The 26,214-nt window shown below is 61.6% G+C and carries 28 protein-coding genes; 2 read left to right on the forward strand and 26 right to left on the reverse strand.

Going from position 1 to position 26,214, the window contains the following annotated elements; all coding sequences use genetic code 11:
• Positions 1-7: 7 nt before the first annotated feature.
• From QOL82_RS14045 to QOL82_RS14135, 19 genes are all read right to left on the reverse strand, one after another.
• Complete coding sequence (locus tag QOL82_RS14045; RefSeq protein ID WP_283442909.1) at positions 8-433, reverse strand: CoA-binding protein; 426 nt, start codon at positions 431-433, stop codon at positions 8-10.
• 201 nt (positions 434-634) lie between these two features.
• Positions 635-1,159, reverse strand: coding sequence for a hypothetical protein (locus QOL82_RS14050; RefSeq protein WP_283442910.1), 525 nt, complete (start codon positions 1,157-1,159; stop codon positions 635-637).
• Positions 1,081-1,353 (reverse strand): CoA-binding protein, encoded by a 273-nt coding sequence (locus QOL82_RS14055; RefSeq protein ID WP_283442911.1) that lies wholly within the window; start codon positions 1,351-1,353, stop codon positions 1,081-1,083. Before QOL82_RS14055 ends, QOL82_RS14050 begins: the two co-directional genes overlap by 79 nt.
• Positions 1,354-1,397: 44 nt before the next feature.
• Positions 1,398-1,775, reverse strand: coding sequence for a hypothetical protein (locus QOL82_RS14060; RefSeq protein WP_283442912.1), 378 nt, complete (start codon positions 1,773-1,775; stop codon positions 1,398-1,400).
• 485 nt (positions 1,776-2,260) lie between these two features.
• The gene (locus QOL82_RS14065; protein ID WP_283442913.1) at positions 2,261-2,683 is read right to left on the reverse strand and encodes a F0F1 ATP synthase subunit epsilon; all 423 of its coding nucleotides are present in this window, start codon (positions 2,681-2,683) and stop codon (positions 2,261-2,263) included.
• Positions 2,684-2,773: 90 nt separating this feature from the next.
• The gene (gene atpD, locus QOL82_RS14070) at positions 2,774-4,174 is read right to left on the reverse strand and encodes a F0F1 ATP synthase subunit beta (protein WP_283442914.1); all 1,401 of its coding nucleotides are present in this window, start codon (positions 4,172-4,174) and stop codon (positions 2,774-2,776) included.
• A 52-nt stretch (positions 4,175-4,226) separates the two neighbouring features.
• A complete protein-coding gene (gene atpG, locus QOL82_RS14075) occupies positions 4,227-5,099 on the reverse strand; it encodes a F0F1 ATP synthase subunit gamma (RefSeq protein WP_283442915.1) in 873 nt (290 codons plus the stop codon).
• Between the two features lie 30 nt (positions 5,100-5,129).
• The gene (atpA, locus tag QOL82_RS14080) at positions 5,130-6,671 is read right to left on the reverse strand and encodes a F0F1 ATP synthase subunit alpha (RefSeq protein WP_283442916.1); all 1,542 of its coding nucleotides are present in this window, start codon (positions 6,669-6,671) and stop codon (positions 5,130-5,132) included.
• A gap of 50 nt (positions 6,672-6,721) precedes the next feature.
• On the reverse strand, positions 6,722-7,255 hold the full coding sequence (locus QOL82_RS14085; protein ID WP_283442917.1) for a F0F1 ATP synthase subunit delta: 534 nt from the start codon (positions 7,253-7,255) through the stop codon (positions 6,722-6,724).
• Positions 7,256-7,257: 2 nt separating this feature from the next.
• Entirely contained in the window at positions 7,258-7,728 is a 471-nt protein-coding gene (locus QOL82_RS14090) for a F0F1 ATP synthase subunit B (protein WP_283442918.1), read from the reverse strand.
• Positions 7,729-7,800: 72 nt separating this feature from the next.
• On the reverse strand, positions 7,801-8,046 hold the full coding sequence (atpE, locus tag QOL82_RS14095; RefSeq protein WP_283442919.1) for a F0F1 ATP synthase subunit C: 246 nt from the start codon (positions 8,044-8,046) through the stop codon (positions 7,801-7,803).
• A gap of 78 nt (positions 8,047-8,124) precedes the next feature.
• On the reverse strand, positions 8,125-8,967 hold the full coding sequence (gene atpB / locus QOL82_RS14100; protein ID WP_283442920.1) for a F0F1 ATP synthase subunit A: 843 nt from the start codon (positions 8,965-8,967) through the stop codon (positions 8,125-8,127).
• A gap of 1 nt (position 8,968) precedes the next feature.
• Positions 8,969-9,307, reverse strand: a complete 339-nt coding sequence (locus QOL82_RS14105; RefSeq protein ID WP_283442921.1) for an ATP synthase subunit I — start codon at positions 9,305-9,307, stop codon at positions 8,969-8,971.
• A gap of 291 nt (positions 9,308-9,598) precedes the next feature.
• Positions 9,599-10,477 (reverse strand): ParB/RepB/Spo0J family partition protein, encoded by an 879-nt coding sequence (locus QOL82_RS14110; RefSeq protein WP_283442922.1) that lies wholly within the window; start codon positions 10,475-10,477, stop codon positions 9,599-9,601.
• A gap of 49 nt (positions 10,478-10,526) precedes the next feature.
• Positions 10,527-11,297 (reverse strand): ParA family protein, encoded by a 771-nt coding sequence (locus tag QOL82_RS14115; protein WP_283442923.1) that lies wholly within the window; start codon positions 11,295-11,297, stop codon positions 10,527-10,529.
• A gap of 7 nt (positions 11,298-11,304) precedes the next feature.
• A complete protein-coding gene (leuE, locus tag QOL82_RS14120) occupies positions 11,305-11,934 on the reverse strand; it encodes a leucine efflux protein LeuE (RefSeq protein ID WP_283442924.1) in 630 nt (209 codons plus the stop codon).
• 7 nt (positions 11,935-11,941) lie between these two features.
• Positions 11,942-12,607 carry a 16S rRNA (guanine(527)-N(7))-methyltransferase RsmG gene (gene rsmG / locus QOL82_RS14125; protein WP_283442925.1) on the reverse strand — a complete coding sequence of 222 codons (666 nt, stop codon included), beginning with the start codon at positions 12,605-12,607 and terminating at the stop codon, positions 11,942-11,944.
• On the reverse strand, positions 12,607-14,541 hold the full coding sequence (gene mnmG, locus QOL82_RS14130; RefSeq protein ID WP_283442926.1) for a tRNA uridine-5-carboxymethylaminomethyl(34) synthesis enzyme MnmG: 1,935 nt from the start codon (positions 14,539-14,541) through the stop codon (positions 12,607-12,609). Before mnmG ends, rsmG begins: the two co-directional genes overlap by 1 nt.
• Positions 14,542-14,686: 145 nt before the next feature.
• Positions 14,687-15,448, reverse strand: a complete 762-nt coding sequence (locus QOL82_RS14135) for a TSUP family transporter (protein WP_283443030.1) — start codon at positions 15,446-15,448, stop codon at positions 14,687-14,689.
• A gap of 146 nt (positions 15,449-15,594) precedes the next feature.
• Here QOL82_RS14135 and QOL82_RS14140 point away from each other — a divergent pair, with 146 nt between their 5' ends.
• Entirely contained in the window at positions 15,595-16,761 is a 1,167-nt protein-coding gene (locus tag QOL82_RS14140; RefSeq protein WP_283442927.1) for an iron-containing alcohol dehydrogenase, read from the forward strand.
• A 189-nt stretch (positions 16,762-16,950) separates the two neighbouring features.
• Here QOL82_RS14140 and QOL82_RS14145 read toward each other — a convergent pair whose 3' ends face one another.
• From QOL82_RS14145 to QOL82_RS14175, 7 genes are all read right to left on the reverse strand, one after another.
• The gene (locus QOL82_RS14145) at positions 16,951-17,922 is read right to left on the reverse strand and encodes a branched-chain amino acid ABC transporter permease (protein WP_283442928.1); all 972 of its coding nucleotides are present in this window, start codon (positions 17,920-17,922) and stop codon (positions 16,951-16,953) included.
• A gap of 12 nt (positions 17,923-17,934) precedes the next feature.
• Complete coding sequence (locus tag QOL82_RS14150) at positions 17,935-18,819, reverse strand: branched-chain amino acid ABC transporter permease (protein WP_283442929.1); 885 nt, start codon at positions 18,817-18,819, stop codon at positions 17,935-17,937.
• Between the two features lie 90 nt (positions 18,820-18,909).
• On the reverse strand, positions 18,910-20,118 hold the full coding sequence (locus tag QOL82_RS14155) for an ABC transporter substrate-binding protein (protein ID WP_430438486.1): 1,209 nt from the start codon (positions 20,116-20,118) through the stop codon (positions 18,910-18,912).
• Positions 20,119-20,171: 53 nt separating this feature from the next.
• Positions 20,172-20,879, reverse strand: a complete 708-nt coding sequence (locus tag QOL82_RS14160; RefSeq protein WP_283442931.1) for an ABC transporter ATP-binding protein — start codon at positions 20,877-20,879, stop codon at positions 20,172-20,174.
• Between the two features lie 44 nt (positions 20,880-20,923).
• Entirely contained in the window at positions 20,924-21,694 is a 771-nt protein-coding gene (locus QOL82_RS14165) for an ABC transporter ATP-binding protein (RefSeq protein WP_283442932.1), read from the reverse strand.
• Between the two features lie 209 nt (positions 21,695-21,903).
• Positions 21,904-23,529, reverse strand: coding sequence for a GMC family oxidoreductase (locus QOL82_RS14170; protein ID WP_283442933.1), 1,626 nt, complete (start codon positions 23,527-23,529; stop codon positions 21,904-21,906).
• A 63-nt stretch (positions 23,530-23,592) separates the two neighbouring features.
• A complete protein-coding gene (locus QOL82_RS14175; protein WP_283442934.1) occupies positions 23,593-25,107 on the reverse strand; it encodes a CoA-acylating methylmalonate-semialdehyde dehydrogenase in 1,515 nt (504 codons plus the stop codon).
• 135 nt (positions 25,108-25,242) lie between these two features.
• On the opposite strand from QOL82_RS14175, the gene QOL82_RS14180 reads away from it, so the two are divergent.
• Positions 25,243-26,118: a LysR family transcriptional regulator gene (locus QOL82_RS14180; protein ID WP_283442935.1), complete on the forward strand. Its 876-nt coding sequence runs from the start codon at positions 25,243-25,245 to the stop codon at positions 26,116-26,118.
• Positions 26,119-26,214: the final 96 nt, after the last annotated feature.

A 26,214-nucleotide genomic window follows, 5' to 3' on the forward strand; every position in this document is an offset into this window, starting at 1 on the left:
GATGGATTCAGCGCGGGTGCGAGGCCTGGTGCTCGACTTTCAGGCAGCGGTCCATCACGACCATCATGCCCGCCTTCCGCGCGAGCCTGGCCGCTTCCTCGTTGACTATGCCGAGCTGCATCCACAGGCAGCGGGCGCCTATGGCCACCGCCTCTTCGGCAACCGGCAGGATGTCTTCCGGCTTGCGGAAGCAGTCGACGATGTCGACCACGCCATGCTCTTTCGACGCCTGCGTCAGCGTCGCATAGCAGTGTTCGCCGAGGATGGATTGCCCGGCATAGGTCGGATTGATCGGGATGATGCGATGGCCATGCTGCTGCAGGTAGCTGGCGACCTGGTGGCTGGCGCGCTCCGGGCGGCTGGACAGGCCGACGACAGCAATCGTGCGCGCGGCGGACAGCATCTGCGGTATCGATTCGAATGCCTTGGGCATGGGTTGCGCCTTTCAATGGAAGACAGGAGATCTTGCCATTATTGTAAGGCGCTGTCCGGGATAGGCTTGATTGTTGTTTGCCATGATTTGCGCACATCGCCACCTCCTTCATCTTCCGGCGGCATGAGCGTCGTCAATGGCAAAATAAACCTGCGGCGGGGCCGAGCTTTCACCTGGCATGCGATGAAACCGGAAAGCCGGTTATTCAGAGGGCACCGGCTTTTCAAGGCTCACAGGCATTTGACGATAATGCGCCGCCAAATTGCTAATTGCGTTGCAGTCGGACTCCATCAGCATCTGCGCGGCTATCATCTCATTGACCAAAATCGCTTTATTGTCGTGTGTTGACAATGGCGCCTCGGACTGGGCAACGTATGTTTCGAGCTCTTGCACCGTCAACCCATCCATTGACTTCCCGGTTCGGCCAAATGCGTCCAACAAAGCCGTTGTCGGTGTCCGATCGCCATGTTCGGATCTCCACCAGCCCTTTAACTGCAGCAATCTAGTCAGTTCCTTTTCAGCTTTTGAAACATAACGTTCCAGCAGGAAGCGCCGGGCAAGTCTGTTAAGCAACTGATTAACGCAAGACACGCTGCGTAGCGTCGGCCTGCCGGCTGGACCATTTCTGTCCGGGATTTCATTCAGGATCAGACCATGAATCTCATTCGGCAAGGTTTCATAGCTGAAGGGGGTAACGCCTTGTGTGGAAGAAGAAGTGCGGTCCATTTGGCAGGCTCCATTACGATTTGGGGCCCGGTAAGTGCCGATGGACGTGTTGCTGTTCCGTTAAAGAATGGGGCGTCGCCGATGGACTGGCCAGCATAGGTCGGATTGATCGGGATGATGCGGCGGCCATGCTGCTGCAGGTAGCTGGCGACCTGATGGCTGGCCCGTTCAGAGCGGTTGGAGCGACTTGCCACCGCGGTAATGCGGGCAACCGGCAGCAGCCTGGAATGGCAAGAGGCTATGAGGTTTTGTAGAGCTTCTCAATTTGGAAGGAAAAGTCGTTGTACATCGCAGTCAGTTTGTCTGATGTGCTTTGGCAGGAAATGAACGACATCTGCATGGCGATCATGCCGTTCACGGACGAACGCGTATTGCAACTCGTCAGAAAGGGATGCTCGCTCCTGGACAGAAACGACTCGAGTTCGGCCGGATTCAACCGGTCTGTCAACTTTTGGGTTCGCTCGAATGCATCCATGTAAGCATTCGATGGCATTTGCTCTGCGTGTACCGCCAGCCAGTTTTTTAGTTGAATTAGGCCATTCACTTTCTTTTCTGACGAGTATGCAGGAAACCCGACTTCCATCATCGAAACGTAGCATTCCATCAAGAAGGGCATTGCAATCCCATGGAGTTGCTGGTTGACGCATGAGACGCTATGCAAGGTCGGCCGACCGGCTGGCCCGTTCACCTACGGTATCTGGCTCAGAATCATTTGATGAACTTCATTTGGCAGGGATTCGTAGCTGAACGGCGTCGTGTTTTGGGTCGAAGAGGAAGTACGGTCCATGGTGAAGGCTCCATCGTCAGGTTCAGGGCCTGCTGGGTACCTGCCGTCTTGGCCATGTTCCAGGGCGCGGCGCAACCATATCTAATACCAATCCCAACCCATAAACGCGCCATGAAATCGCGTCTTTTTCCGCCTGGCCGCGTTGCACTCGTCGTGAATAGCCTGCTATTCACTCCTCCTGCGCCTTGCCAGACGAAAAAATCCATCGATTTCATCCGGCACGTTATGGATTGGGATTGGTATAACTTGCGAAATGACGCGTCCATGAAAAAAGGCAGCCGAAGCTGCCCTTGCTGATTACCTGTGTTGCTGTCTTACCGCTTCTGCCGCAGCCGCTGGATCGCGGCCAGCTGTGCAATTGCCACTGCCAGCTCCGACTGCGCGGTCGCGTAGTCGATCTTCGATTCCTGGTTGACCAGGGTTTCCTCGGCCAGACGCTTGGCTTCGGCTGCTTTCGCCTCGTCCAGGTCGTGGCCGCGGATCGCGGTGTCGGCCAGCACGGTCACCGCGTTCGGCTGCACTTCCAGGATGCCGCCGGCGACGAAGACAAACTCGTCTTCCGCCTGGCCAGCCACCTTGATGCGCACGGCGCCCGGGCGGATGCGGGTGATCAGCGGGGTGTGTTTGGGATAAATGCCCAGCTCGCCCGCTTCACCCGGCAACGCGACGAATTCCGCTTCGCCGGAGAAGATCAGCTCTTCGGCGGAAACGACGTCGACGTGTATTGTATTTGCCATATCAAAACCTTCTCAAGCTGGAACCATCATGGTGCAGGGGTCAAGCGACAAGCGGACCAGCCGGCAGAGCCGGCCTGTCCGCATTGCCGATTACTGCATCTTCTTCGCTTTTTCGATTGCTTCGTCGATGGTGCCGACCATGTAGAACGCCTGCTCCGGCAGGTGGTCCAGTTCGCCCGACGCAATCATCTTGAAGCCGCGGATGGTTTCCTTCAGCGGCACGTACTTGCCCGGCGAGCCGGTGAACACTTCAGCGACGTGGAACGGCTGCGACAGGAAACGCTGCATCTTACGGGCGCGCGCGACCAGCAGCTTGTCTTCCGGCGCCAGTTCGTCCATGCCCAGAATCGCGATGATGTCGCGCAGTTCCTTGTAGCGCTGCAGCGTGTTCTGCACGGCGCGCGCGGTGTCGTAGTGCTCCTGGCCGACCACGAGCGGGTCCAGCTGGCGCGAGGTCGAGTCGAGCGGGTCGACCGCAGGGTAGATACCCAGCGAGGCGATGTCACGCGACAGAACGACGGTCGAGTCGAGGTGGGCGAAGGTGGTTGCAGGCGACGGGTCGGTCAAATCGTCCGCAGGGACGTAGACGGCCTGGATCGAGGTGATCGAACCGGTCTTGGTCGAGGTGATGCGCTCCTGCAGGCGGCCCATCTCTTCGGCCAGCGTCGGCTGGTAACCCACCGCGGAAGGCATGCGGCCCAGCAGTGCCGACACTTCGGTACCGGCCAGCGTGTAACGGTAGATGTTGTCGACGAAGAACAGCACGTCGCGGCCTTCGTCGCGGAAACCTTCCGCAATGGTCAGGCCGGTCAGCGCCACGCGCAGGCGGTTGCCCGGCGGCTCGTTCATCTGGCCGTAAACCATCGCAACCTTGGAGTTTTCCGGGTTTTCGAGGTCGACAACCTTGGCATCGGCCATCTCGTGGTAGAAGTCGTTGCCCTCGCGGGTACGCTCGCCCACGCCGGCGAACACGGACAGACCCGAGTGCGCCTTGGCGATGTTGTTGATCAGTTCCATCATGTTGACGGTCTTGCCGACGCCGGCGCCGCCGAACAGGCCGACCTTACCGCCTTTTGCAAACGGGCAGACCAGGTCAATCACCTTGATGCCGGTTTCCAGCAGGTCCTGCGAAGGCGACAGGTCGTCGTACTTCGGGGCTTCGCGGTGGATGGACGCCATGAACTCGTGGCTGACCGGACCGCATTCGTCGATCGGGTTGCCCAGCACGTCCATGATGCGGCCCAGCGTCGCCTTGCCGATAGGCACCTGGATCGCCGCGCCGGTGTTCTGGATCACCATGCCGCGGCGCAGGCCGTCGGATGTGCCCAGCGCAATGGTACGCACCACGCCGTCGCCCAGCTGCTGCTGGACTTCCAGGGTCAGTTCCGAACCTTCCATCTTCAAGGCATCGAATATCCTTGGCATCGCGTTGCGCGGAAACTCAACGTCCACCACAGCGCCGATACACTGAACGATTTTGCCATCAGCCATTTTCGTTCCTTCAATAGTAATGATTTAAATTCTGTTTCACGCGTTTGCGTGTTTAAACCGCTGCCGCACCGGCAACGATCTCGGAGAGTTCCTTGGTAATCGCGGCCTGCCGGGTCTTGTTGTAGACCAGGCGCAGTTCACCGATGACATTGCCGGCATTGTCCGACGCCGCCTTCATCGCCACCATGCGGGCCGACTGCTCGGACGCCAGGTTCTCGGCGACTGCCTGGTAGATCAGCGCTTCAACGTAGCGCACCAGCAGTTCGTCGATCACGCTCTGGGCATCCGGTTCGTAGATGTAGTCCCAGTCCGGGCCGGTCTTCTTGTCGGCGGTCATGCGCTCGGACGACAGCGGCAGCAGCTGCTCCAGCATCGGCTCCTGCTTCATCGTGTTGATGAACTTGGTGTAGACGATGTAGACCGCATCGAGACGGCCTTCCTGGTACGCGTCCAGCAGCACCTTGACCGGGCCGATCAGCTTGTCCAGGTGCGGCGTGTCGCCGATCTGGATCGCATGCGACACCACCCGGGCGCCGATCCGGTTCAGGAAGCCGAAGCCCTTGTTGCCGATGGCAACGGCTTCGATCTTCTTGCCCTGGCCTTCGAGCTCGCGCAGCTTGGTCGTCAGCACCCGCAGCGCATTGGTGTTGAGGCCGCCGCACAGGCCCTTGTCGGTCGTCACCACGATGATGCCGACCGTCTTCGAGGCATCCTGCTTGACCAGGAACGGATGGGTGTACTCCGGGTTGGCCTCGGCAAGATTGGAGGCGATATTCCGAATCTTGTCACTATAGGGACGAGCCGACCGCATCCGCTCCTGCGCCTTGCGCATCTTGGAAGCGGCGACCATTTCCATCGCCTTCGTGATCTTCTTCGTATTTTCTACGCTCTTGATCTTGCCACGTATCTCTTTGCCTACAGCCATGAGTCCTTGCTCCTTCTAGCCGCGTTCAAGTCAGAACGATACAGATTTCTTGTAGTCACCGATGGCGGCGGCAAGGGCTGTTTCGCCGTCCTTGTCGAGCTGCTTGGTGTCTTCAATCTTCTGCAGCAGTGCTGCATGGCTGGTCTTCATGAAGTTATGAAGGCCAGATTCGAACGGGAGTACATTCTTGACTTCGATATCGTCGAAGTAGCCCTTGTTGACCGCGAACAGCGACACGGCCATCAGCGAGATCGGCAGCGGCGAGTACTGCGGCTGCTTCAGCAGTTCAGTCACGCGTGCGCCGCGCTCGAGCTGCTTGCGGGTCGATTCGTCGAGGTCGGATGCGAACTGCGCAAATGCGGCCAGTTCACGGTACTGCGCGAGGTCGGTACGGATACCGCCGGACAGGTTCTTGATGACCTTGGTCTGCGCTGCGCCACCGACGCGCGACACCGAGATACCGGCGTTGATCGCGGGACGGATACCGGCGTTGAACAGCGAGGTTTCCAGGAAGATCTGGCCGTCGGTGATCGAGATCACGTTGGTCGGAACGAAGGCGGAAACGTCGCCTGCCTGGGTTTCAATGATAGGCAGTGCCGTCAGCGAACCAGTCTTGCCGGTGACCGCGCCGTTGGTGAATTTCTCGACATAGTCGGGATTCACGCGGGCTGCGCGCTCGAGCAGGCGGCTGTGCAGGTAGAACACGTCGCCGGGGTAGGCTTCGCGGCCTGGCGGACGGCGCAGCAGCAGCGACACCTGGCGGTAGGCGACAGCCTGCTTGGACAGGTCGTCGTACACGATCAGCGCGTCTTCGCCGCGGTCGCGGAAGTATTCGCCCATTGCGCAGCCGGAGTAGGCCGACACGTATTGCATCGCGGCCGACTCGGAAGCCGACGCGGCGACGACGATGGTGTATTCCATGGCGCCGTGGGTTTCCAGCGCGCGCACGATGTTCTTGATCGTCGATGCCTTCTGGCCGATGGCGACGTAGATACACGTCATGCCCTGGCCCTTCTGGTTGATGATCGCGTCGATCGCGACAGCGGACTTGCCGGTCTGGCGGTCGCCGATGATCAGTTCGCGCTGGCCGCGCCCGATGGGCACCATCGCGTCGATCGACTTCAGGCCGGTCTGCATCGGCTGGGAAACGGATTGGCGGGCGATCACGCCCGGTGCGATCTTTTCGATCGGTGCGGTCAGCGTGGTGTTGACAGGACCCTTGCCGTCGATCGGCTGGCCCAGCGCGTTGACCACGCGGCCTTTGAGTTCGGGGCCGATCGGCACTTCCAGGATGCGGCCGGTGCACTTGACCGTGTCGCCTTCGGAGATGTGCTCGTAGCTGCCCAGGATCACCGAGCCGACCGAGTCGCGCTCGAGGTTCAGCGCCAGGCCGAAGGTATTGCCCGGGAATTCCAGCATCTCGCCCTGCATCACGTCGGACAGACCGTGGATGCGGCAGATGCCGTCGGACACGGAAATGACCGTACCCTGATTGCGAATCTCAGCGTTGTCGCCGAGCCCCTGGATCCGGCTCTTGATCAGTTCGCTGATTTCAGACGGGTTGAGTTGCATGTTAGAACTCCTAAATGATATGTCTCTGTGCTTGCCGGGAACGGCCGATGTCAGGTGGTCAGTGCAGTCTGCATCCGCTGCAGTTTCGCGCGCACCGACGTGTCGAGCACTTCATCGCCGACCACGACGCGCACGCCGCCGATCAGCGAGTTGTCCACAGTCACCGACGGGTTCAGGTTGCGGCCGAAGCGTTTTTCCAGCGTTGCGACCAGGTCGACGACCTGTGCCGGCGTCATCTCGAACGCGCTCACGATTTCCGCATCCGCAGCGCCTTCCTGCGCATTGCGCAGCGCGTGGAACTGCGAGGCGATCTCCGGCAGCAGCGACAGCCGTCCGTTCTCCACCAGCATGCTGACGAAGTTTTTGAGTTCGGCATTGGCCGGCGAGTTCACCGCCGACAGAAAGACGGAAATGACCTGCTCGTCCGACACCTTCGGATTACGCGCCATGTCCATGATGTCCGGATTGGCGGCAATCGAAGACATGGCCGACAGGATTTCCGACCAGGACGCGAGGTTGCCGTTCTGGGCAACCCGGAACAGCGCTTCAGCGTAGGGGCGGGCAATCGTTGCGAGTTCGGCCATGGTTACAGCTCGGTCTTGAGTTGGTTCAGCAGATCGGCATGGATCGCGGGGTTGATTTCCCGCTTCAGGATCTGTTCCGCGCCCTGGACCGCCAGCGTTGCCACCTGGGCGCGCAGTGCGTCGCGTGCCTGGCTGACCTGCTGCTGTGCATCCGCGTGGGCGGCGGCGACGATGCGCGCCGCTTCTTCCGAAGCGGTGCGCTTTGCTTCTTCGATGATCGCCTGGGCGCGCTTCTCGGCGTCGCCTATGCGTTTTTGTCCGGCGTCATGCGCGGAAGCCAGTTCTGCCTGCACGCGTTTTTCAGCGGCAGCCATTTCCAGCTTGCCGCGCTCGGCAGCAGCCAGACCGTCCGCGATCTTCTTGGCGCGCTCGTCGAGCGCGTTCATCAGCGGCGGCCACACGAATTTCATCGTGAAGACAGCCAGGATGAAGAAGACCACGAACTGAGCAAACAAGGTTGCATTCAGGTTCATGGTAGTTTCCTTCTCAGAATGGCAAGTGCTGGAATTCTATTCCAGCATGAGAATCAGGTCCGGTGAACCGGATTAACCACGTACGAACGGGTTTGCGAAGGCGAACAGCATGGCGATACCAACACCGATCAGGAATGCAGCGTCGATCAGGCCGGCCAGCAGGAACATCTTGGTTTGCAGGGTATTCATCAGTTCAGGCTGGCGTGCCGAAGCTTCCAGGTACTTGCCGCCCATGATTGCGATACCGATACAAGCGCCGATCGCGCCCAGTCCAATGATCAAGCCGCAAGCCAGTGCAACGAAAGCGATGTCAGTCATGACAATTCCTTTAAGTAAAGTTAAAAGTTAAAAATTAAAAAATAAAACAGAAAGATTTACCGATGCCATGGACCTGGATCAGTGACCCTCATGCGCCTGGCCCAGATACACCAGCGTCAGCATCATGAAGATGAACGCCTGCAACAGCACGATCAGAATGTGGAAGATGGCCCACATCGAACCGGCAATTACATGCCCAACGAAACCGAACACGGTTGCAGTCGAACCAAGCAGAGCGATCAGCAAAAACAGAAGCTCGCCGGCGTACATGTTGCCGAACAGTCGCATCGCGAGGGACACGGTCTTTGCGGCGAATTCGATGATATTGAGCAGCAGGTTGAACGGCGCCAGCCAGATGCCGAACGGCGCGGCGAACAGTTCGTGGACGAAGCCGCCGAGGCCCTTGATCTTGACGTTGTAGTACAGCATCAGCACCAGTACGCCCAGGGCGATGCCCATGGTGCCGTTCAGGTCGGCGGTCGGCACGACGCGGTGATACGGGAAAACATGCTCGATGCCCAGCAGCCCAAACAGGCTGGAGAACAGGTCGACCGGCAGGAAGTCGAGGGAATTCATCAGCGCGACCCAGATGAAGACGGTCAGCGCCAGCGGCGCGATGAAGCTGCGGTCGCCATGCACGATGGACTTTGCCTGGTCATCGACCATTTCGACGATCATCTCGACGAATGCCTGCATGCGGCCGGGAACGCCGGCCGTGGCGCGGCGCGCCGCCGTGTACATGACCAGGCAGCCGACGATGCCCATCGCGACGGACCAGAACAGCGTGTCCATGTTGATGATGGAAAAGTCGACGATCTTTTCCTGGTGACTCGTGGAGAAATGTCCAAGATGGTGGACGATGTATTCGGAAGCAGTCGGAGCGTGCCCCGCAGCCGCCCCAGCAGCAGTTTCAGTCGCCATGTCAGTGCCTAAATAATAAGATGATGTAACTTTTCAGCGCCACGATGAAAGCGGCGATAAGCGCCAGCCAGTTCAAATCGCGGTACAGCCACGCCACCGCGCCAAGGAGCGCGACGGTTAGTGCAATCTTGATAAATTCACCGATAAAAAACGACATCGGATTGACAGCTTTGGACCTGCGCGCATTGGAGTACAAGCGCAGCGCAAGCAAGCCATTGGGCACGACACAACACAGGCCGCCCAGAAGCGCCGAAACCAGCGCATGGACACCGCCCAGCATGCCGGCTACAACGCCAGCCAGGACCGTGGTCAATAGTTGCAAGAGGACAAGGCGAAGCATACAAGTCCAGACTCATGCAACCCGTTGGCCTCTTTCGAGTTCCCGGTACGGGCCGTGTTATTCGTTATGAAATGCAAAAACGTTTTGTTAGTGCGCTGTTTCCAAAGCCACGGGATTATAAGAGGATTCGTTCCATTGCGTCAAACGTTTACTTGCACTGAAATCGCGCATAACAAACGCTAAAAGCACGGGAACATCGCTTATGCAGCACACATCGTCACGCATGTAAACGTGCACCGTAGTTTTACGTGACCTTTACACAACAACGTAGTTTGTGAATTTATCGGCCGATTAGCGGCGCAGCCGTGCGATCACACCGTCGAGTGCATCCAGGCTGGCGAAATCGATCACCAGTTTTCCCTTGTTGCGAGCGCTGACCTTGATCGCGACCTGGGTCGCGAGCGCATCCGACAGCTCCTCTTCCAGGCGCACGATGTCCCGCGGCTTTTCCCTGGGCGCGGGCTTGGGCTCGTCGGCCTCGGCCAGCGCGGCCGCCACCAGCTTCTCGGCTTCGCGCACCGACAGTCGGCGGGCGATGATCATGTTGGCCAGCGAGATCTGGGTCGCGGGGTCGACCGACAGCAGCGCCCTTGCATGGCCCATGTCGATGTCGCCCGCCATCAGCATGGTCTGCACCGGCTGCGCCAGGTTCAGCAGCCGCAGCAGGTTGGACACCGCGCTGCGGGAGCGGCCGACGGCGCTGGCAGCCTGTTCATGGGTGAAGTCGAAGTCCGAGATCAGCCGCTGTATGCCCTGCGCTTCTTCCAGCGGGTTCAGGTCCTCGCGCTGGATGTTCTCGATCAGCGCCATCGCGGCGGCGGCATGGTCGTCGACCGCCTTCACCAGCACCGGCACCTCGGCCAGCCCGGCCAGCTGCGCGGCCCGGTAGCGGCGTTCGCCGGCAATGATCTCGTATCGGTTCGGATGGTCGGCAAGCGGCCGCACCAGGATGGGCTGCAGCAATCCCTGGACCCTGATCGAGTCAGCCAGTTCGGCGAGCGAACCTTCATCCATCCGCGTGCGCGGCTGGTATTTGCCCGGCTGCAGCCTGGCGATGGCCAGCGACGACGGCGCCGCGGCGACCGTGTCCTCGGCCTCGCCGTTTTCGGAGGAGCCGCCCAGCAGCGCATCGAGGCCGCGTCCCAGGCCCTTGGTTTTTCTGGTAGCCATCTGAGGTTTTGCTCCGTCGGTAATCTTCGTGGTTGCAGTCGTCATCGGCTCACCAGCTCCTGATCCGCTCGACCATTTCGGCGCCGAAGGCGACATAGGCCTGCGCGCCCTTGGACGACGGGTCGAAGCTGACGCCGGGCATGCCATAGGACGGCGCTTCGGCCAGCCGCACATTGCGCGGGATGATGGTCTTGAACACCTTGTCGCCGAAGTGCTGCTCGAGCTGCGCCGACACCTGCTGCGACAGGGTCATGCGCGGGTCGAACATCACCCGCAGCAGGCCGATGATGCGCAGGTCGGGATTGAGCTTCGCATGCACTTTCTTGATCGTGTTGACGAGGTCCGACAAGCCTTCCAGCGCATAGTATTCGCACTGCATCGGGATGATCACGCCATGCGCCGCGCACAGGCCGTTCAGGGTCAGCATCGACAATGCCGGCGGGCAGTCGATCAGCATGAAATCGTATTCCGCGTCGACTTCGGCCAGCGCCGTCTTCAGCCGCTTTTCCCGGTTGTCCAGTTCGACCAGTTCCACTTCGGCGCCGGCCAGTTCGCGGTTCGCCGGCAGCACGTCGAAGCGGCCGGTTTCCGAAAGCTTGCGGCAGGCGCTGACGGTTGCCAGGCCGACCAGCACTTCATAGATCGACCCGTCCAGTTCAGCCTTGTTGATGCCGGCCCCCATGGTCGCATTGCCTTGCGGGTCGAGGTCGACCAGCAGCACGCGCTGGCCGAGCTTGGCCAGGCCAGCGGCGAGATTGACGGCGGTCGTGGTCTTGCCAACGCCGCCCTTCTGGTTTGCCACACAAAATATTCTCGCCATGGATTTTTCAGTTGGTGGTTAATTTGATGCCGAAGCCGATCAGGAGCACGCCCGCAAGCTTGTTGCCGAGGCTGGCCAGCCGGCGGTGCCGTTTCAGCCGTGCCGCCGCGGCATTGCCGACGAGGACCAGCAGGCTGCCGTAGCAGAGCGTGCAGCTTGAAATGATGGCCGCCATGGTCAGGAACGTCAGGCTGCCGCGGTGCGCCGCCGGATCGATGAAAAGCGGAAAAAAAGCCATGTAGAAGACGATGGCCTTGGGATTGATGAGCGTGACCAGGAAGCCGCGGCGGAAATCTGCGGCGCTGGAAAAAGGCACCACGCCCGATGGCTCGCCCCGCGCCAGTAGCAGCTTCAGCCCCAGCCATGCGAGGTAGGCGGCGCCGACATACTGCAGCGCGCGAAATGCCATCGGGTTGGCCTGCAGCAGCGCAGCCACGCCGGCGGCCGCCAGGAACATCAGCATGCCGTCGGCCAGCATCAGACCGGCGACCGCGGCGAAACCGCCGCGCAGGCCATTGCGCGCGGTGCAGGTCAGCACGCAGAACGTGCCCGGCCCCGGCAGCATCAGGAACACCAGGGCGGCAGCGACGAGCTGCCACACATCGCTGATGCCGAGCAGTGGCTGGGGCGCAAACATGGCCGCGCTACTCCCCTGCCCTGGCGATGACGACCAGGTGCCGTTCGGCATCCAGCCCGGGCACGGCCAGCGGCGTCTTTTCCAGCACGCGCCATTCGGCCGGCAGGCGGCCGGTCTCGTCGCTGCCGGCAATGCCCTTCATCGCGATGAAGCGCCCGCCTTCGGCGAGCAGGTGGCCGGACCAGTTCACGAAGTCGGACAGGTCGGCGAATGCGCGGGAAGTGATCACATCGAAAGGCTGTCCGACCTGCAGCGCCTCTACCCTCCCGGTATGGACCGTGACATTGGACAGGCCGAGTTCTGCCTTCACCTGGGTCAGGAAGGCGGTCTTCTTGCTGACGGTATCGATCATCGCGATGCGCATGTCGGGACGCGCTTCCTGCGCCCAGATTGCCAGCACCATGCCGGGCAAGCCGCCGCCGGAGCCGACATCGAGCACCCGCGTCGCGGAGACGAAGGCCGGGACCGCGGCCAGCGAATCGAGCAGGTGCTGCACAACCATCTGCGCCGGGTCGCGCACGGCGGTCAGGTTGTAGACCGCATTCCATTTCGCCAGCAGCGCAAGATAGTCGAGCAGGCGTTCGAACTGCGTATCGCTGAGCGTGACCGGCAAGGCGGCCGCGCCTTTCCTGAGCGCGTCCGACAATGCCGGGCGATCGAAAGCCTTGGCCATCAGGCAGCGGCCGGCGACGCCGGCACCGATGCAAATTCGCGGAAGCCGCCCTTTTTCAGGTGAACCAGCAGCAGCGAAATGGCTGCGGGCGTGACGCCAGCGATGCGCGATGCCTGGCCCAGCGTTTCCGGCTGGTGCTTGTTGAGCTTCTGCCGCACTTCCATCGACAGCGCCTTGACCTGCATGTAGTCGAGTTCGGGCGGCAGCTTCAGGTTTTCGAAGTGCTCGTGCCGCTCCACTTCCTTGGCCTGGCGGTCGATGTAGCCCGCGTATTTCAACTGGATTTCGATCTGCTCGCGCACGGCGTCCGGCAATGTCTGCTCGGCGGTAAATTTCTTGCCGTCAATTGACTGCATGGTCATCAACTTCTGATAGTCGACGTTCGGGCGTCTCAGCAGGTCCGCCAGGTTGTATTCCCGTTCGATGGCCTTGCCCAGCACGCGCTCGGATTCCGCGTCCGCGATCAGCCTGGGGCTGACCCAGGTCGACTTGAGACGTTCGATTTCACGTGAAACCGCTTCGCGTTTTTCCTCGAACATCTGCCACTGGCGATCGCTGACACAGCCCAGCTTGCGGCCGATTTCGGTCAGCCGCATGTCGGCATTGTCTTCCCGCAGGCTCAGGCGGAATTCGGCGCGGCTGGTGAACATCCGGTACGGCTCGGCGACGCCCTGGGTGATCAGGTCGTCGACCAGCACGCCCAGGTAGGCTTCGTCGCGGCGCGGCGTCCATGCTTCCCTGCCCTGCGTCTGCAGCGCGGCATTAAGGCCTGCCAGCATGCCTTGCGCGGCTGCTTCCTCGTAGCCGGTGGTGCCGTTGATCTGGCCGGCGAAGAACAGTCCCTGGATCGCCCTTGTCTCGAGCGATGCCCGCAGGCCGCGCGGGTCGAAGTAGTCATACTCGATCGCATAGCCGGGACGCAGGATATGCGCGTTCTCCAGGCCGACCATCGAGCGCACCAGTTCAAGCTGCACGTCGAATGGCAGGCTGGTGGAAATGCCGTTCGGGTAAAACTCGTTGGTCGTCAATCCTTCGGGCTCGAGGAAGATCTGGTGTGATTCCTTGTCGGCGAAGCGATGGATCTTGTCCTCGATGGAAGGACAGTAGCGCGGCCCGACGCCTTCGATGACGCCGGTGTACATCGGACTGCGATCCAGGCCGCCGCGAATCACATCATGCGTGCGGGCATTGGTATGCGTGACCCAGCAAGGCACCTGCCGCGGGTGCATCGCCGTATTGCCCAGCACCGAGAAGACCGGCACCGGATCGAGATCGCCAGGCTGTTCGGCGAGCCGAGAGAAGTCGATGCTGCGGCCATCGATGCGCGGCGGCGTCCCGGTTTTCAGCCGTCCTTGCGGCAGCTTCAATTCCTTCAGCCGCGCCGACAGCGAGACCGCGGGCGGATCGCCGGCACGGCCTGCCGCGTAATTATTCAGGCCGACGTGGATCTTCCCATCCAGGAATGTGCCGGCGGTAAGCACCACCGCCCTGCCCCGGAACTGGATACCGACCTGCGTGACGGCGCCAACGACCCGGTCGCCCTCGACCATCAGGTCGTCCACCGCCTGCTGGAACAGCCACAGGTTGGGCTGGTTTTCCAGGCGGGACCGGATTGCCTGCTTGTACAAGATGCGGTCGGCCTGCGCGCGGGTTGCGCGCACGGCCGGGCCCTTGGACGAATTAAGGATGCGGAACTGGATGCCGGCTTCGTCGGTGGCGATAGCCATCGCGCCGCCCATCGCATCGACTTCCTTGACCAGGTGGCCCTTGCCGATGCCGCCGATGGACGGATTGCAGGACATCTGGCCCAGCGTTTCTATATTGTGCGTGAGCAGCAGGGTTTTCTGGCCCATGCGGGCAGAAGCAAGCGCCGCCTCGGTGCCGGCGTGGCCGCCACCAACGACGATGACATCAAATTCGGTAGGAAATAACATGGAGCGCCTCGGGGAGACCTTGAGCAGAGGCGAGATTATAGAGGGTTTTTACAGACATCCGCAGCGGCTGCGGGAGCTGGAAGCGACTGTTTCACGTGAAACAAACATCGGACTGCATTTGTATTGTTTCACGTGGAACAAACCGCTAGCGGAAAAATGCGTCGTATGTCGTCCGCAAGATCAGTGCTGAAACGACGACCAGGAAGATTTTCCTGACGAAGCCGCTGCCGTGCCGCATCGCCAGGCGGCTGCCTATCAGCGAGCCGGCTACATTCAACACCGCCATCAGCAGGCCGACTTGCCAGAGCAAATGGCCGCTGTAACCGAACCACAACAAGGCAGCAAGGTTACAGGCGACGTTGACAACCTTGGACACCGCGGACGCTGCCAGGAAGTCAAACCCGAAGAAACGGACGAACAGGAACAGCAGGAAGCTGCCGGTGCCCGGTCCGAAAAAGCCGTCGTAGAACCCGATCCCGCCGCCGATCAGGACAGCAAAGAACTGTTCCCTCCCCCCACTGTGGACAGGCGCATGAACCTGTCCAAAGTCCTTTTTCTTCAGCGTGTATAGGGCCACTGCAATCAGGATGAATGGCAGCAGCTTGCGCAGGAAATCGGGCGGCACATGGGTGACCGCGTATGCGCCGAGGAAAGACAGGATGAATGCCGCCACTGCTGCCGGCGCCGCCGTGCTCCAGGCCACGCTGATCCGGCGGGAAAAGTTCACCGCCGCGGCCGCGGTGCCCCAGATGCCGGCAAGCTTGCTGGTGCCGAGCAAGGTCGCGGGCGCCACATTGGGCAAGGTGGAAAACAGCGCCGGGATCTGTATCAGCCCCCCTCCCCCGACCACCGCATCGATCATTCCAGCAAGAAAGGCGGCTGCGCCAAGGATCAGGTAATCAGTCATTCTTTTTATTCGAAAGCGAGACAGTAAGGGACGGTAATAGACAGAAATGGACAACCCAGGAAACATTGCCCAGTTTAAAGATCCGTAACCATAGCAGTTCGCCCATGCCATGTCATCTTGCTACAATCTTCGTCAAAGGAGACAACATGAGTACATACAACACATTCACTTTCAGCACTGTCCCCAACCTCGTTTGCGAGGCAGGCGCGGCGCAAAAGCTTGGTACGCTTATCAAGCAACAATTTCCCAATGTCAAAAATGCGCTGATCGTGACGGACAGGGGTTTCCTCGGCACTGGCCTGATCAATGCCCCCGCAGCCACCTTGCGCGACGCCGGCATACAGGTCCAGGTGTATGCGGATGTCCTGGCCGATCCGCCCGAACACATCGTTTTACAGGCCGCGGACAATGCGCGCAGCCACCAGACAGACATTGTCATCGGCTTTGGCGGCGGCAGTTCGATGGATGTGGCCAAGCTGATCTCCATCCTTGCCGCGGGCGACCAGCCGCTGTCCAGCATGTATGGCATAGGCAATGTCAAGGGAGACAGGCTGCCGCTGGTGCAGATTCCCACCACTGCCGGCACCGGTTCGGAGGTCACGCCGATCTCCATCGTCACCACCGGGGAGACGACGAAGATGGGCGTGGTCTCGCCCAAGCTGTATGCCGACCTTGCGATCCTGGATGCCGCGCTGACCGTCGGGCTGCCGCCCAAGGTCACTGCCGCCACCGGCATCGACGCGATGGTCCATGCGATTGAGGCGTACACCACGCGTCACAAGAAGAATGCGCTGTCCGACATGCTGGCCCGGGAAGCGCTGCGGCTGCTGTCCCGCAACCTTGTCACCGCCTGCGAAGACGGCGGCAACCTCGACGCGCGCCAGGCCATGCTGCTCGGCGCGATGCTGGCCGGCCAGGCGTTTTCCAATGCGCCGGTGGCTGCGGTGCATGCGCTGGCCTACCCTATCGGCGGCATCTTCCACGTGCCCCACGGCCTGTCGAATGCGCTGGTGCTGCCGCACGTGATGCGCTTCAATGCCGGCCATGCGGCGGCAAGCTACGCGGAACTGGCGGACATCGTCGTGCCCGGCAGCGCGGGCAGCGACGAAGCCCGCAGCCATGCGCTGATCGCAGCGCTTGAGCAGTTGGCCGGCCGCGTCGGCATCGCGACGACCCTGCGCGAGGTCGGCATCACCGAGACGGACCTCGACCGGCTGGCTGACGACGCGATGCTGCAGACCCGCCTGCTGGTGAACAATCCGCGGGAGCTGCAGCGCGAGGATGCGCGGGCGATCTATGCGGCTGCGCTGTAACGCCTGTCCGCCAGCGTAAAGGGAACAGGCATCCGGACATGTCGGGTGTAAAGCGCCTCGGCGGCCATCAGCCGGCACGATAAGGCGCGGGACACGGCAAGCCTGCCCTGCCTGTCCTGCCTGTCCCACAAAGTAAAAAGCCCCGGCTGCATCAGCCGGGGCTTTCTTTTTACAGGCAGCGTCGCCAGGTCAGTGGCGCCCTGCCGGCTTGAACCGTGCGGCAATCTCACCGACGATGCCACGCCGGAACGCCAGCACGCAGACGATGAAGATCAGCCCGGTGACGATGGTCACCGAGTCGCCCAGCGTATTGAACCACTCGACGCTGGTCACGCGCGCCAGGAAAGCGCCGAGGTCGCCCAGCTTGTTTTCCAGCGCGATGATGACGATTGCGCCGACGATGGGACCGACGATGGTGCCCAGCCCCCCTACCAGCGTCATCAGCACCACTAGGCCAGACATGGTCCAGTGGGCGTCGGTCAGCGTCTCGAAACCCAGCACCAGCGTCTTGGTGGCGCCTGCCAGGCCCGACAGCGCGGCCGACAGCACGAAGGCCAGCAGCTTGTAGCGGTCGACGTCATAGCCCAGCGAGATCGCGCGCGGCTCGTTCTCCTTGACCGCCTTCAGCACCTGCCCGAACGGCGAATGGATGGTCCGCACGATCAGCGCGAAAGCGGCAATGACGATGGCCAGCACCACGTAGTACATCGTGACGTCGTTGCCCAGGTCCAGCATGCCCAGCAGGCGACCGCGCGGCACGCCTTGCAGGCCGTCCTCGCCGCCGGTGAACGGCGACTGCAGGAACACGAAGAACAGCATCTGCGCCAGCGCCAGCGTGATCATCGTGAAGTAGATGCCCTGCCGGCGTATCGCCAGCCCGCCCATCACCAGGCCCACCAGCGCGGCGAAGGCGGTGCCCAGGATCAGGCCGATCTCGGTCGGGAGGCCCAGCGTCTTCAGCGCGTAGCCGGCAATGTAGCCGGCGCCGCCGAAGAATGCCGCGTGGCCGAACGACAGCAGGCCGGTAAAGCCGATCAGCAGGTTGAAGGCGCAGGCGAACAGCGCAAAGCACAGCACCTTCATCAGGAAAACCGGATACAGGTAGAACGGCGCGCCCAGGGCCAGCAGCAATGCAATCGCGTACAGCACTTTCTTGTTCATCACAGTCTCCGATTACTTTTCTTTGCCGAACAGGCCGGCCGGACGAACCAGCAGCACCAGGGCCATGATGATGAACACCACGGTCGCCGACAGCTCAGGGTAGAACACGCGCGTCAGGCCCTCGATGATGCCGAGTCCCAGGCCGGTCAGGATGGAGCCCATGATCGAGCCCATGCCGCCGATCACGACCACCGCGAACACGGTGATGATCAGGTTCGAACCCATCAGCGGCGACACCTGGATCACCGGCGCGGCCAGCACGCCGGCAAAGGCCGCCAGCGCGACGCCGAAGCCATAGGTCAGCGTGACCATCAGCGGCACGTTGATGCCGAATGCTTCCACCATCTTCGGGTTTTCGGTGCCGGCCCGCAGGTAGGCGCCGAGCTTGGTTTTCTCGATCACGAACCATGTGACGAAGCAGACGATCAGCGACGCCACCACGACCCAGGCGCGGTAATTCGGCAGCACCATGAAGCCGAGGTTGGTCGCGCCGCCCAGGGCCTCCGGCACCGAATAAGGCTGGCCGGAGACGCCGTATATCGAGCGGAACACGCCTTCGACCAGCAGCGTGATGCCGAAGGTCAGCAGCAGGCCGTACAGGTGGTCCAGCTTGTACAGCCAGCGCAGCATGGTCTTTTCGATGATGATGCCGAAGACGCCGACCAGGAGCGGCGCGACGACCAGCATCACCCAGTAATTGATGCCGAAATAGGTCAGGCCCATCCACGCGATGAAGGCGCCCATCATGTAGAGCGCGCCGTGTGCGAAATTGATTACGTTGAGCAGGCCGAAGATCACGGCGAGTCCGAGCGAGAGCATCGCGTAGAACGAACCGTTGACCAGGCCCAGCAGTAACTGGCTCAACATCGCCTGCAGGGGTATGCCGAAAATTTCCATTGCGCGTTATCTCAAGTCATCCGGCTCGCGCCGGACAGGCACAGAAAAAACGGCGCGCGGTTGGACCGCGCGCCGCACATTAACCGCCTTTTACTTCCAGGCAGCGCATTTCGATTCAGCCTTGGTCGTGAAGGCCTCGTCACCCGGGATCGTTGCCGCGATCTTGAAGTAATCCCATGGCGTCTTGGACTCGGCCGGCGACTTCACCTGCATCAGGTACATGTCGTGGATCATGGAACCGTCGCCGCGTATCGTGCCGTTCTTGGCGTACATGTCGTTGACCTTGGTCGACTTGAACTTCTCCCAGGCCTTGTCGGTGTCGTCGGTGCCGGCTGCCTTGACCGCGTTCAGGTAGTGCAGAGTCGCCGAGTAGTCGGCTGCCTGCAGGCTGGACGGCATCTTCTTCATCTTGCTGAAGTAGCGCTTGGCGAACGCGCGGGTGGCGTCGTTCTGGTCCCAGTACCAGCTGTCGGTCAGGTACATGCCCTGGGTCAGCGCCGGCGTCAGCGAGTGGATGTCGTTGATGAACATCAGCAGGCCGGCCAGCTTCATGGTCTTGGTCACGCCGAATTCGTTGGCCGCCTTGATCGCGTTGATCGTGTCGCCGCCCGCGTTGGCCAGGCCGAGGATCTGCGCCTTCGACGCCTGCGCCTGCAGCAGGAAGGACGAGAAGTCCGACGCCGACAGCGGATGCTTGACCGAACCCAGCACCTGGCCGCCCGAGGCCTTGACCACCGCAGTGGTGTCGCTTTCCAGCGACTGGCCGAACGCGTAGTCGGCCGTCAGGAAGTACCAGCTCTTGCCGCCCTGCTTCACCACCGCGCCGCCGGTGCCCTTGGCCAGCGCCACCGTGTCATATGCATAGTGCACGGTGTACGGCGAGCATTCCTCGTTGGTCAGGCGCGCGGTGCCGGCGCCGATCGAGATGAACGGCTTCTTCTTTTCCGACGCGACCTTGGCCATTGCCAGGCCGGTTCCCGAGTTGGTGCCGCCGATCAGCACGTCAACGCCTTCGCGGTCGAACCATTCGCGCGCCTTGCTGGCCGCGATGTCGGCCTTGTTCTGGTGGTCGGCCGTCACGAGTTCGATTTTCTTGCCGTTGAGGGTGCCGCCGAAATCGGCAATCGCCATCTTGATGGCTTCCGCACCGCCCTGCCCGTCGATGTCCGAATACAGGCCGGAAATGTCGGTGATGAAACCGATCTTGACCACATCGCCGGAAATCTGTGCCGAAGCGCTCGCGCCAAAACCTGCGGCTGCAATCGATGCCACTGCCATCGCTATTACTTTTGCCTTCAACTTCATTTGTCTTCTCCTTGGTGTATGGATGATGCCTTTATCGTGCGCGGTGTTCAGACGCCGAGCAATTCGTTCAGTACCGGCATCTTGGCGTTCAACTCGGATGCAGCGAAGGTCTCGACGATCTGACCATGCTCCACCACGTAAAACCGGTCCGCGAGCGGCGCTGCGAAACGGAAGTTCTGCTCCACCATGACGATGGTGTAACCCTTGGCCTTCAGGGTCGTGATCATGCGCGCCAGCGCCTGCACGATGACAGGCGCCAGCCCTTCCGAAATCTCGTCGAGCAGCAGCAGCCGCGCGCCGGTGCGCAGGATGCGCGCCACCGCCAGCATCTGCTGCTCGCCGCCGGAAAGCCGGGTGCCCTGGCTGTTGCGGCGTTCGGCGAGATTGGGAAACATGTCGTAGATTTCTTCGATCGACATGCCGCGGTCGGTCTTCGACACCGACGGCGGCAGCATCAGGTTTTCTTCCGCCGACAGCGATGCGAAGATGCCGCGCTCCTCGGGGCAGTAGCCGACGCCGAGATGCGCTATGCGGTAGGTCGGCATCTGGATCGCCTCGACGCCGTTGATCTTGATGGAGCCGCGGCGGGCGCCGGTCAGTCCCATGATGGCGCGCAGCGTCGTCGTGCGGCCGGCGCCGTTGCGGCCCAGCAGCGTGACGACCTCGCCCTTGGCGACTGAAAAACTGAGGTCATGCAGGATGTGCGATTCGCCATACCAGGCGTGCAGGTTGGCGACTTCTAGCGCTTTTTCCATGTGTTCTTTCCGGACCGGACGGGGCTGGGCGGCCGTCGCGTTGATCAATGGGCGCCTTCGAGAGCGCCGCTCGTGGTGCCCATATAGGCTTCCATCACCTGGGGATTGGACGACACTTCCTGGTAACTGCCCTCGGCCAGCATGGCGCCGCGCTGCAGTACCGAAATGCGGTCGCAGATGCCGGACACCACGTTCATATTGTGTTCCACCATCAGGATGGTGCGCCCGGCCGACACTTTCTTGATCAGCTCGGTCACCCGGTGCACGTCCTCGTGCCCCATGCCCTGCGTCGGTTCGTCGAGCAGCATCAGTTCCGGCTCCATGCCCAGCGTGGTCGCGATTTCCAGCGCCCGCTTGCGGCCGTACGGCAGGTCGACGGTCACGGTGTCGGCGAACTCGGTCAGGTCGACTTCGGCCAGCAGCGCCATCGCGCGGTCGTTGAGGCGGGACAGCGTGCGTTCGCTGGTCCAGAAATGGAAGGAATTGCCCAGCGAGCGCTGCAGTCCGATGCGCACGTTCTCCATCACCGTCAGGTGCGGGAAAACGGCGGAAATCTGGAACGAGCGGATGATGCCCTGGCGCGCGATCTGCGCCGGGGCCGCCGAGGTAATGTCGCGGTTATTGAAGAGGATCTGGCCCGCGGTCGGGACCAGGAACTTGGTGAGCAAGTTGAAACACGTGGTCTTGCCGGCGCCGTTGGGGCCGATCAATGCATGGATATGGCCACGCTGCACCTGGAGGTTTACATCGTTCACGGCGGTGAAGCCCTTGAACTCTTTCGTCAGGTGCCGTGTCTCGAGTATGACGTCGGCCATTTAGTCTCCTGTATGCTTTTAATAATGCATCGGTAATTTTTCCGCATCGTACACAGCGCATGATCTTTCTAGCAATACGGTATAACTACCGTACGTCATGCTGACTGCATCATGTCGCGCATTGTGCCCGAATCTGCGCATCATACATGCACGTTATTTAAGCTTTCAAGAAATAAACATTTAGCTGCTTGGGCAGCAAAATCAAATGCTTACGTCCGTTCCGCGCGGATCATCGCGGCGGCTTTTTCCGCGATCATGATGGTCGGCGAATTCGGATTTCCCGACGTGATGACGGGCATGACGGACGCGTCGACCACCCGCAGTCCGGCCACGCCGCGCACGCGCAGCCGCGAGTCGAGGACCGCAGTGGGATCGTCGTCGCGGCCCATCCTGCAGGTGCCGACCGGATGGAAAATCGTCGTGCTGATATCGCCTGCGGCCCGCGCCAGTTCCTCGTCCGTCGTCAGGTGCGCGCCCGGCTTGAACTCGGCCGGCGCATATTTTTTCATCGCCGGGGCCTCGACGATGCGGCGCGTCAGCTTCAGCGAATCGGCGGCGATCTGGCGGTCTTCCGGCGTGCTCAGGTAATTGGCGGTGATCTTTGGCGCCGCCATCGCATCGGCGGACGCGATGCGCACATGGCCGCGCGCGGTCGGCCGCAGGTTGCAGACACTGGCCGTGAACGCCGGGAACGGGTGCAGCGGCTCGCCGAACCGTTCCAGTGACAGCGGCTGCACGTGGTACTGCAGGTTGGGCGTGGCCTGCCCCGGGTCGGAACGGGTGAAGGCGCCCAGCTGCGACGGCGCCATTGACATCGGGCCGCTCTGGTTCACCACGTATTCCATGCCGATGCGCATCTTGCCGAACCAGTTGCTGGCCATGGTGTTGAGGGTCTTGGCGCCGGTGACCTTGAACGCCATGCGGATCTGCAGGTGATCCTGCAGGTTCTCGCCGACGTCGGGCGCGTCGACCTCGACCGGGATGCCATGCTTCTGCAGCAGGTGGCCGGGGCCGATGCCGGAGAGCTGCAATATCTGCGGCGATCCGATCGCACCGGCGCACAACAGCGTCTCGCGGGTCGCGTCCGCGGTGAAGGCGCGGCCGCCGCCGATGAATTCGACCCCGGTGCAGACCTTGCCCCGCTCCGTCGTCGCCAGCTTCAGCCGCTGCACATGGCAGCCGGTCATGATGGTCAGGTTGCTGCGCTTGCTGGCCGGCTTCAGGAAGGCCTTGGACGTGTTCCAGCGTATGCCGCGGCGCTGGTTGACGTCGAAGTAGCCGCAGCCGTTGTTGTCGCCGCGGTTGAAGTCGCCGGTCTTGGGGATGCCCACCTGTTCGGCGGCATCCCGGAAGGCTTCCAGGATGTCCCATTTGAGGCGCTGCTTTTCCACCCGCCATTCGCCGCCGCTGCCGTGGAACGCATCGGCGCCGTTGTAGAAATCCTCGGTCTTCTTGAACAGCGGCAGAACCGAATCCCAGCGCCAGCCGGGGTCGCCGGTCATCTCGGCCCACTGGTCGTAGTCGTGCGACTGCCCGCGCATGTAGATCATGCCGTTGATCGACGATGAGCCGCCCAGCACCTTGCCGCGCGGGTAGACCAGGCTGCGGCCGTTGAGGCCGGCATCGGCCTCGGTGCGGTACAGCCAGTCGGTGCGCGGGTTGTCGATGCAATACAGGTAGCCGACCGGGATGTGTATCCACAGGTAGTCGTCCTTGCGGCCGGCTTCCAGCAGCAGCACCGAGACATCCGGGTCCTGGGTCAGGCGGTTGGCCAGCACGCAGCCGGCCGAGCCGCCGCCGATGATGATGTAGTCGTATTTACCGGCGGATTCCACGCTGCTGTCCCCTGCTTGCTTATTGATTGCTTAGTGACTGCTTGTCGATTGCTTATTGATTGCTTATTTCGCCACCGGCATCGTGAATTCGGCGCCCTTGTCGATCGACTGCGGCCAGCGCTGCATGATGGACTTGTAGCGGGTATAGAAGCGCACGCCTTCCTCGCCGTAGATATGGGTGTCGCCGAACAGCGAGCGCTTCCAGCCGCCGAACGAATGCCAGGCCATCGGCACCGGGATGGGCACGTTGACGCCGACCATGCCGACTTCGATGCGGCGCGAAAATTCGCGGGCCGTATTGCCGTCCGACGTGAACAGCGACACGCCGTTGCCGTATTCATGCGCGTTGATCAGTTCCACCGCCGACTTCAGGTCGGGCACGCGCACCACGCACAGCACCGGTCCGAAGATTTCCTCCTGGTAGACCTTCATCTCGGGCGTGACATTGTCGAACAGCGTGCCGCCCAGGAAGAAGCCGTTTTCATGGCCTTCCACCTTCAGGCCGCGGCCGTCGACCAGCAGCTTGGCGCCGGCGCGCACGCCCTCCTCGATATAGCCCTCGATCTTGGCCTTGTGCGCGGCGCTGACGACCGGGCCCATTTCGGCCGCGTCTTCCATGCCGTTCATGACCTTCAGCGACTTCACGCGGGGAATCAGCGCATCGATCAGCTTGTCGGCCACGTGGCCGACCGCCACCGCCACCGAGATGGCCATGCAGCGCTCGCCGGCCGAACCGTAGGCCGCGCCGATCAGCGCATCGACCGCCTGGTCGAGGTCGGCATCCGGCATCACCACCAGGTGATTCTTCGCGCCGCCCAGCGCCTGCACCCGCAGCGGCCAGGCGCCCTTGCGGCGCGCGCCTTCGGTATAGATGTATTCGGCAATCGGGGTCGAACCGACGAAGGACACCGCTTTCACGTCCGGGTGCTGCAGCAATGCGTCGACCGCCACCTTGTCGCCCTGCACCACGTTGAACACGCCGTCAGGCAGGCCGGCCTGCTTCAGCATCTCGGCCATCATCAGCGATGGCGACGGGTCGCGCTCGGACGGCTTGAGCACGAAGGTATTGCCGGTCGCCAGCGCCATCGGCGCCATCCACAGCGGCACCATGACCGGGAAATTGAACGGCGTGATGCCGGCTGTCACGCCCAGCGGCTGGCGCAACTGCCAGTTGTCGATGCCGCCGCCGATATTGTCGGTGAACTGGGTCTTCAGCAGCTGCGGGATGCCGCAGGCGAATTCGACGATCTCCAGGCCGCGGGTGACTTCGCCGCGCGCATCCGAGAACACCTTGCCATGCTCGCGGGTAATGGCGCGGGCCAGGTCGTCATGATTGCGCTCGATCAGTTCCTTGAACTTCGACATGATGCGCGCACGCTTGAGCGGCGCAGTGTCGGCCCAGGCCGGCGCCGCGGCGCTCGCTGCGGCCACCGCGGCATTCACGTCGGCGACGCTGGCAAGCGCCACCCGGGCGCTGACTTCGCCGGTGGCCGGATTGGTCACGTCCTGACTGCGGTCGCCGGTGCCGGCCGCAACAGCGCCGTTGATGAAATGCTCGATGCGTTCTGGCTTGTCCATGGAAGTCCTCTGTCTCGGTGGGTCATAGTTGGTGTGTCCACAGGATATCCGCTGATCGACCTCATTTCCAATGAGTTATGATCCGAGCAATATAAGGAATTTTTATAAAGCTCGATTTTCACCGAGAGACCGAACATGGACTTTTCCCAGATGCGTGCCTTCGCCGCGATTGCCGCCGAAGGAAATCTAACCCGCGCCGCCGAGCGGCTCCACCTGACGCAGCCTGCGGTCAGCCTGCAATTGAAGTCCCTGCAATCCACGCTGGGCCTGCAGTTATTCACGCGCACATCGACCGGCATGGTGCTGACCGACGACGGCGCAAAGTTGCTGCCCTTCGCAGAGCGGGTCCTGGCCAGCATCGCCGAATTCCGCCAGGGCGCCGACGCGCTGCATTCCACCCTGTCCGGCACCCTGTCGATCGGCACGATACTCGACCCCGAATTCATCCGGCTCGGCGCATTCCTCAAGCGCCTGGTCGAAAGTTATCCGCAGATTTCGACCCGGCTGCAGCACGGGATGTCCGGTTCGGTGCTGCAGCAGGTGCGCAGCGGCGCGCTGGATGCCGGCTTTTATCTCGGCACGCCCGGCAAGGAATGCGATTACCAGGTCCTTACTTCCTTTAATTATTACGTGCTTGCGCCCCACGGCTGGAAGCACCGGGTCGTCGGACGCGACTGGGCGGCGCTGGCAAAGCTGCCGTGGATCTGGACGCCTCCCGAATCGGCCCATAACCGGCTGCTCAGCAAGGTGTTCAACAGCCATAAAGTCATGCCGCACAAGGTGGCGCTGGTCGACCAGGAGCCATCGATGCTCGACTTGGTCAAGTCCGGGGTCGGCCTGGCGCTCGCCAGGGAATCGATTGCCTTGCGTGAAGCGCATGCGCACGGCCTGGTCATTGCCGACCAGGTCAGCATCGCCGCCGAATTGAGCTTTATTTGCCAGGCAAAACGCCGTCACGAACCCCTGATCGAAGCGGTATTCGCGCTGTTGAAATCTGTCTGGGACCGCTGAAATTCCTTGAATTTCAAGAGCTTGCGCTGTGGATAAGCCTAAGGATATCTATTGGGCGGGCTGTGCATAATCCGGGTTTACAGAAAAACACTTTTT

Source organism: Noviherbaspirillum suwonense, from assembly GCF_900182955.1.
Classification (GTDB): Bacteria; Pseudomonadota; Gammaproteobacteria; order Burkholderiales; family Burkholderiaceae_D; genus Noviherbaspirillum_A; species Noviherbaspirillum_A suwonense.

Bases quoted from the DNA above. Each gene is read 5' to 3' on its own strand.
- QOL82_RS14175 (WP_283442934.1), bottom strand. From the start codon at position 25,107: ATGGACAAGCCAGAACGCATCGAGCATTTCATCAACGGCGCTGTTGCG.
- QOL82_RS14115 (WP_283442923.1), bottom strand. From the start codon at position 11,297: ATGGCGAGAATATTTTGTGTGGCAAACCAGAAGGGCGGCGTTGGCAAG.
- QOL82_RS14085 (WP_283442917.1), bottom strand. From the start codon at position 7,255: ATGGCCGAACTCGCAACGATTGCCCGCCCCTACGCTGAAGCGCTGTTC.
- QOL82_RS14090 (WP_283442918.1), bottom strand. From the start codon at position 7,728: ATGAACCTGAATGCAACCTTGTTTGCTCAGTTCGTGGTCTTCTTCATC.
- rsmG (WP_283442925.1), bottom strand. From the start codon at position 12,607: ATGGCCAAGGCTTTCGATCGCCCGGCATTGTCGGACGCGCTCAGGAAA.
- leuE (WP_283442924.1), bottom strand. From the start codon at position 11,934: ATGTTTGCGCCCCAGCCACTGCTCGGCATCAGCGATGTGTGGCAGCTC.
- QOL82_RS14105 (WP_283442921.1), bottom strand. From the start codon at position 9,307: ATGCTTCGCCTTGTCCTCTTGCAACTATTGACCACGGTCCTGGCTGGC.
- QOL82_RS14150 (WP_283442929.1), bottom strand. From the start codon at position 18,819: ATGGAAATTTTCGGCATACCCCTGCAGGCGATGTTGAGCCAGTTACTG.
- atpE (WP_283442919.1), bottom strand. From the start codon at position 8,046: ATGACTGACATCGCTTTCGTTGCACTGGCTTGCGGCTTGATCATTGGA.
- atpB (WP_283442920.1), bottom strand. From the start codon at position 8,967: ATGGCGACTGAAACTGCTGCTGGGGCGGCTGCGGGGCACGCTCCGACT.
- atpD (WP_283442914.1), bottom strand. From the start codon at position 4,174: ATGGCTGATGGCAAAATCGTTCAGTGTATCGGCGCTGTGGTGGACGTT.
- QOL82_RS14145 (WP_283442928.1), bottom strand. From the start codon at position 17,922: ATGAACAAGAAAGTGCTGTACGCGATTGCATTGCTGCTGGCCCTGGGC.
- atpA (WP_283442916.1), bottom strand. From the start codon at position 6,671: ATGCAACTCAACCCGTCTGAAATCAGCGAACTGATCAAGAGCCGGATC.
- QOL82_RS14045 (WP_283442909.1), bottom strand. From the start codon at position 433: ATGCCCAAGGCATTCGAATCGATACCGCAGATGCTGTCCGCCGCGCGC.
- QOL82_RS14110 (WP_283442922.1), bottom strand. From the start codon at position 10,477: ATGGCTACCAGAAAAACCAAGGGCCTGGGACGCGGCCTCGATGCGCTG.
- QOL82_RS14140 (WP_283442927.1), top strand. From the start codon at position 15,595: ATGAGTACATACAACACATTCACTTTCAGCACTGTCCCCAACCTCGTT.
- QOL82_RS14050 (WP_283442910.1), bottom strand. From the start codon at position 1,159: ATGGACCGCACTTCTTCTTCCACACAAGGCGTTACCCCCTTCAGCTAT.
- QOL82_RS14180 (WP_283442935.1), top strand. From the start codon at position 25,243: ATGGACTTTTCCCAGATGCGTGCCTTCGCCGCGATTGCCGCCGAAGGA.
- QOL82_RS14065 (WP_283442913.1), bottom strand. From the start codon at position 2,683: ATGGCAAATACAATACACGTCGACGTCGTTTCCGCCGAAGAGCTGATC.
- QOL82_RS14060 (WP_283442912.1), bottom strand. From the start codon at position 1,775: ATGCCCTTCTTGATGGAATGCTACGTTTCGATGATGGAAGTCGGGTTT.
- atpG (WP_283442915.1), bottom strand. From the start codon at position 5,099: ATGGCTGTAGGCAAAGAGATACGTGGCAAGATCAAGAGCGTAGAAAAT.
- mnmG (WP_283442926.1), bottom strand. From the start codon at position 14,541: ATGTTATTTCCTACCGAATTTGATGTCATCGTCGTTGGTGGCGGCCAC.
- QOL82_RS14135 (WP_283443030.1), bottom strand. From the start codon at position 15,448: ATGACTGATTACCTGATCCTTGGCGCAGCCGCCTTTCTTGCTGGAATG.
- QOL82_RS14165 (WP_283442932.1), bottom strand. From the start codon at position 21,694: ATGGCCGACGTCATACTCGAGACACGGCACCTGACGAAAGAGTTCAAG.
- QOL82_RS14160 (WP_283442931.1), bottom strand. From the start codon at position 20,879: ATGGAAAAAGCGCTAGAAGTCGCCAACCTGCACGCCTGGTATGGCGAA.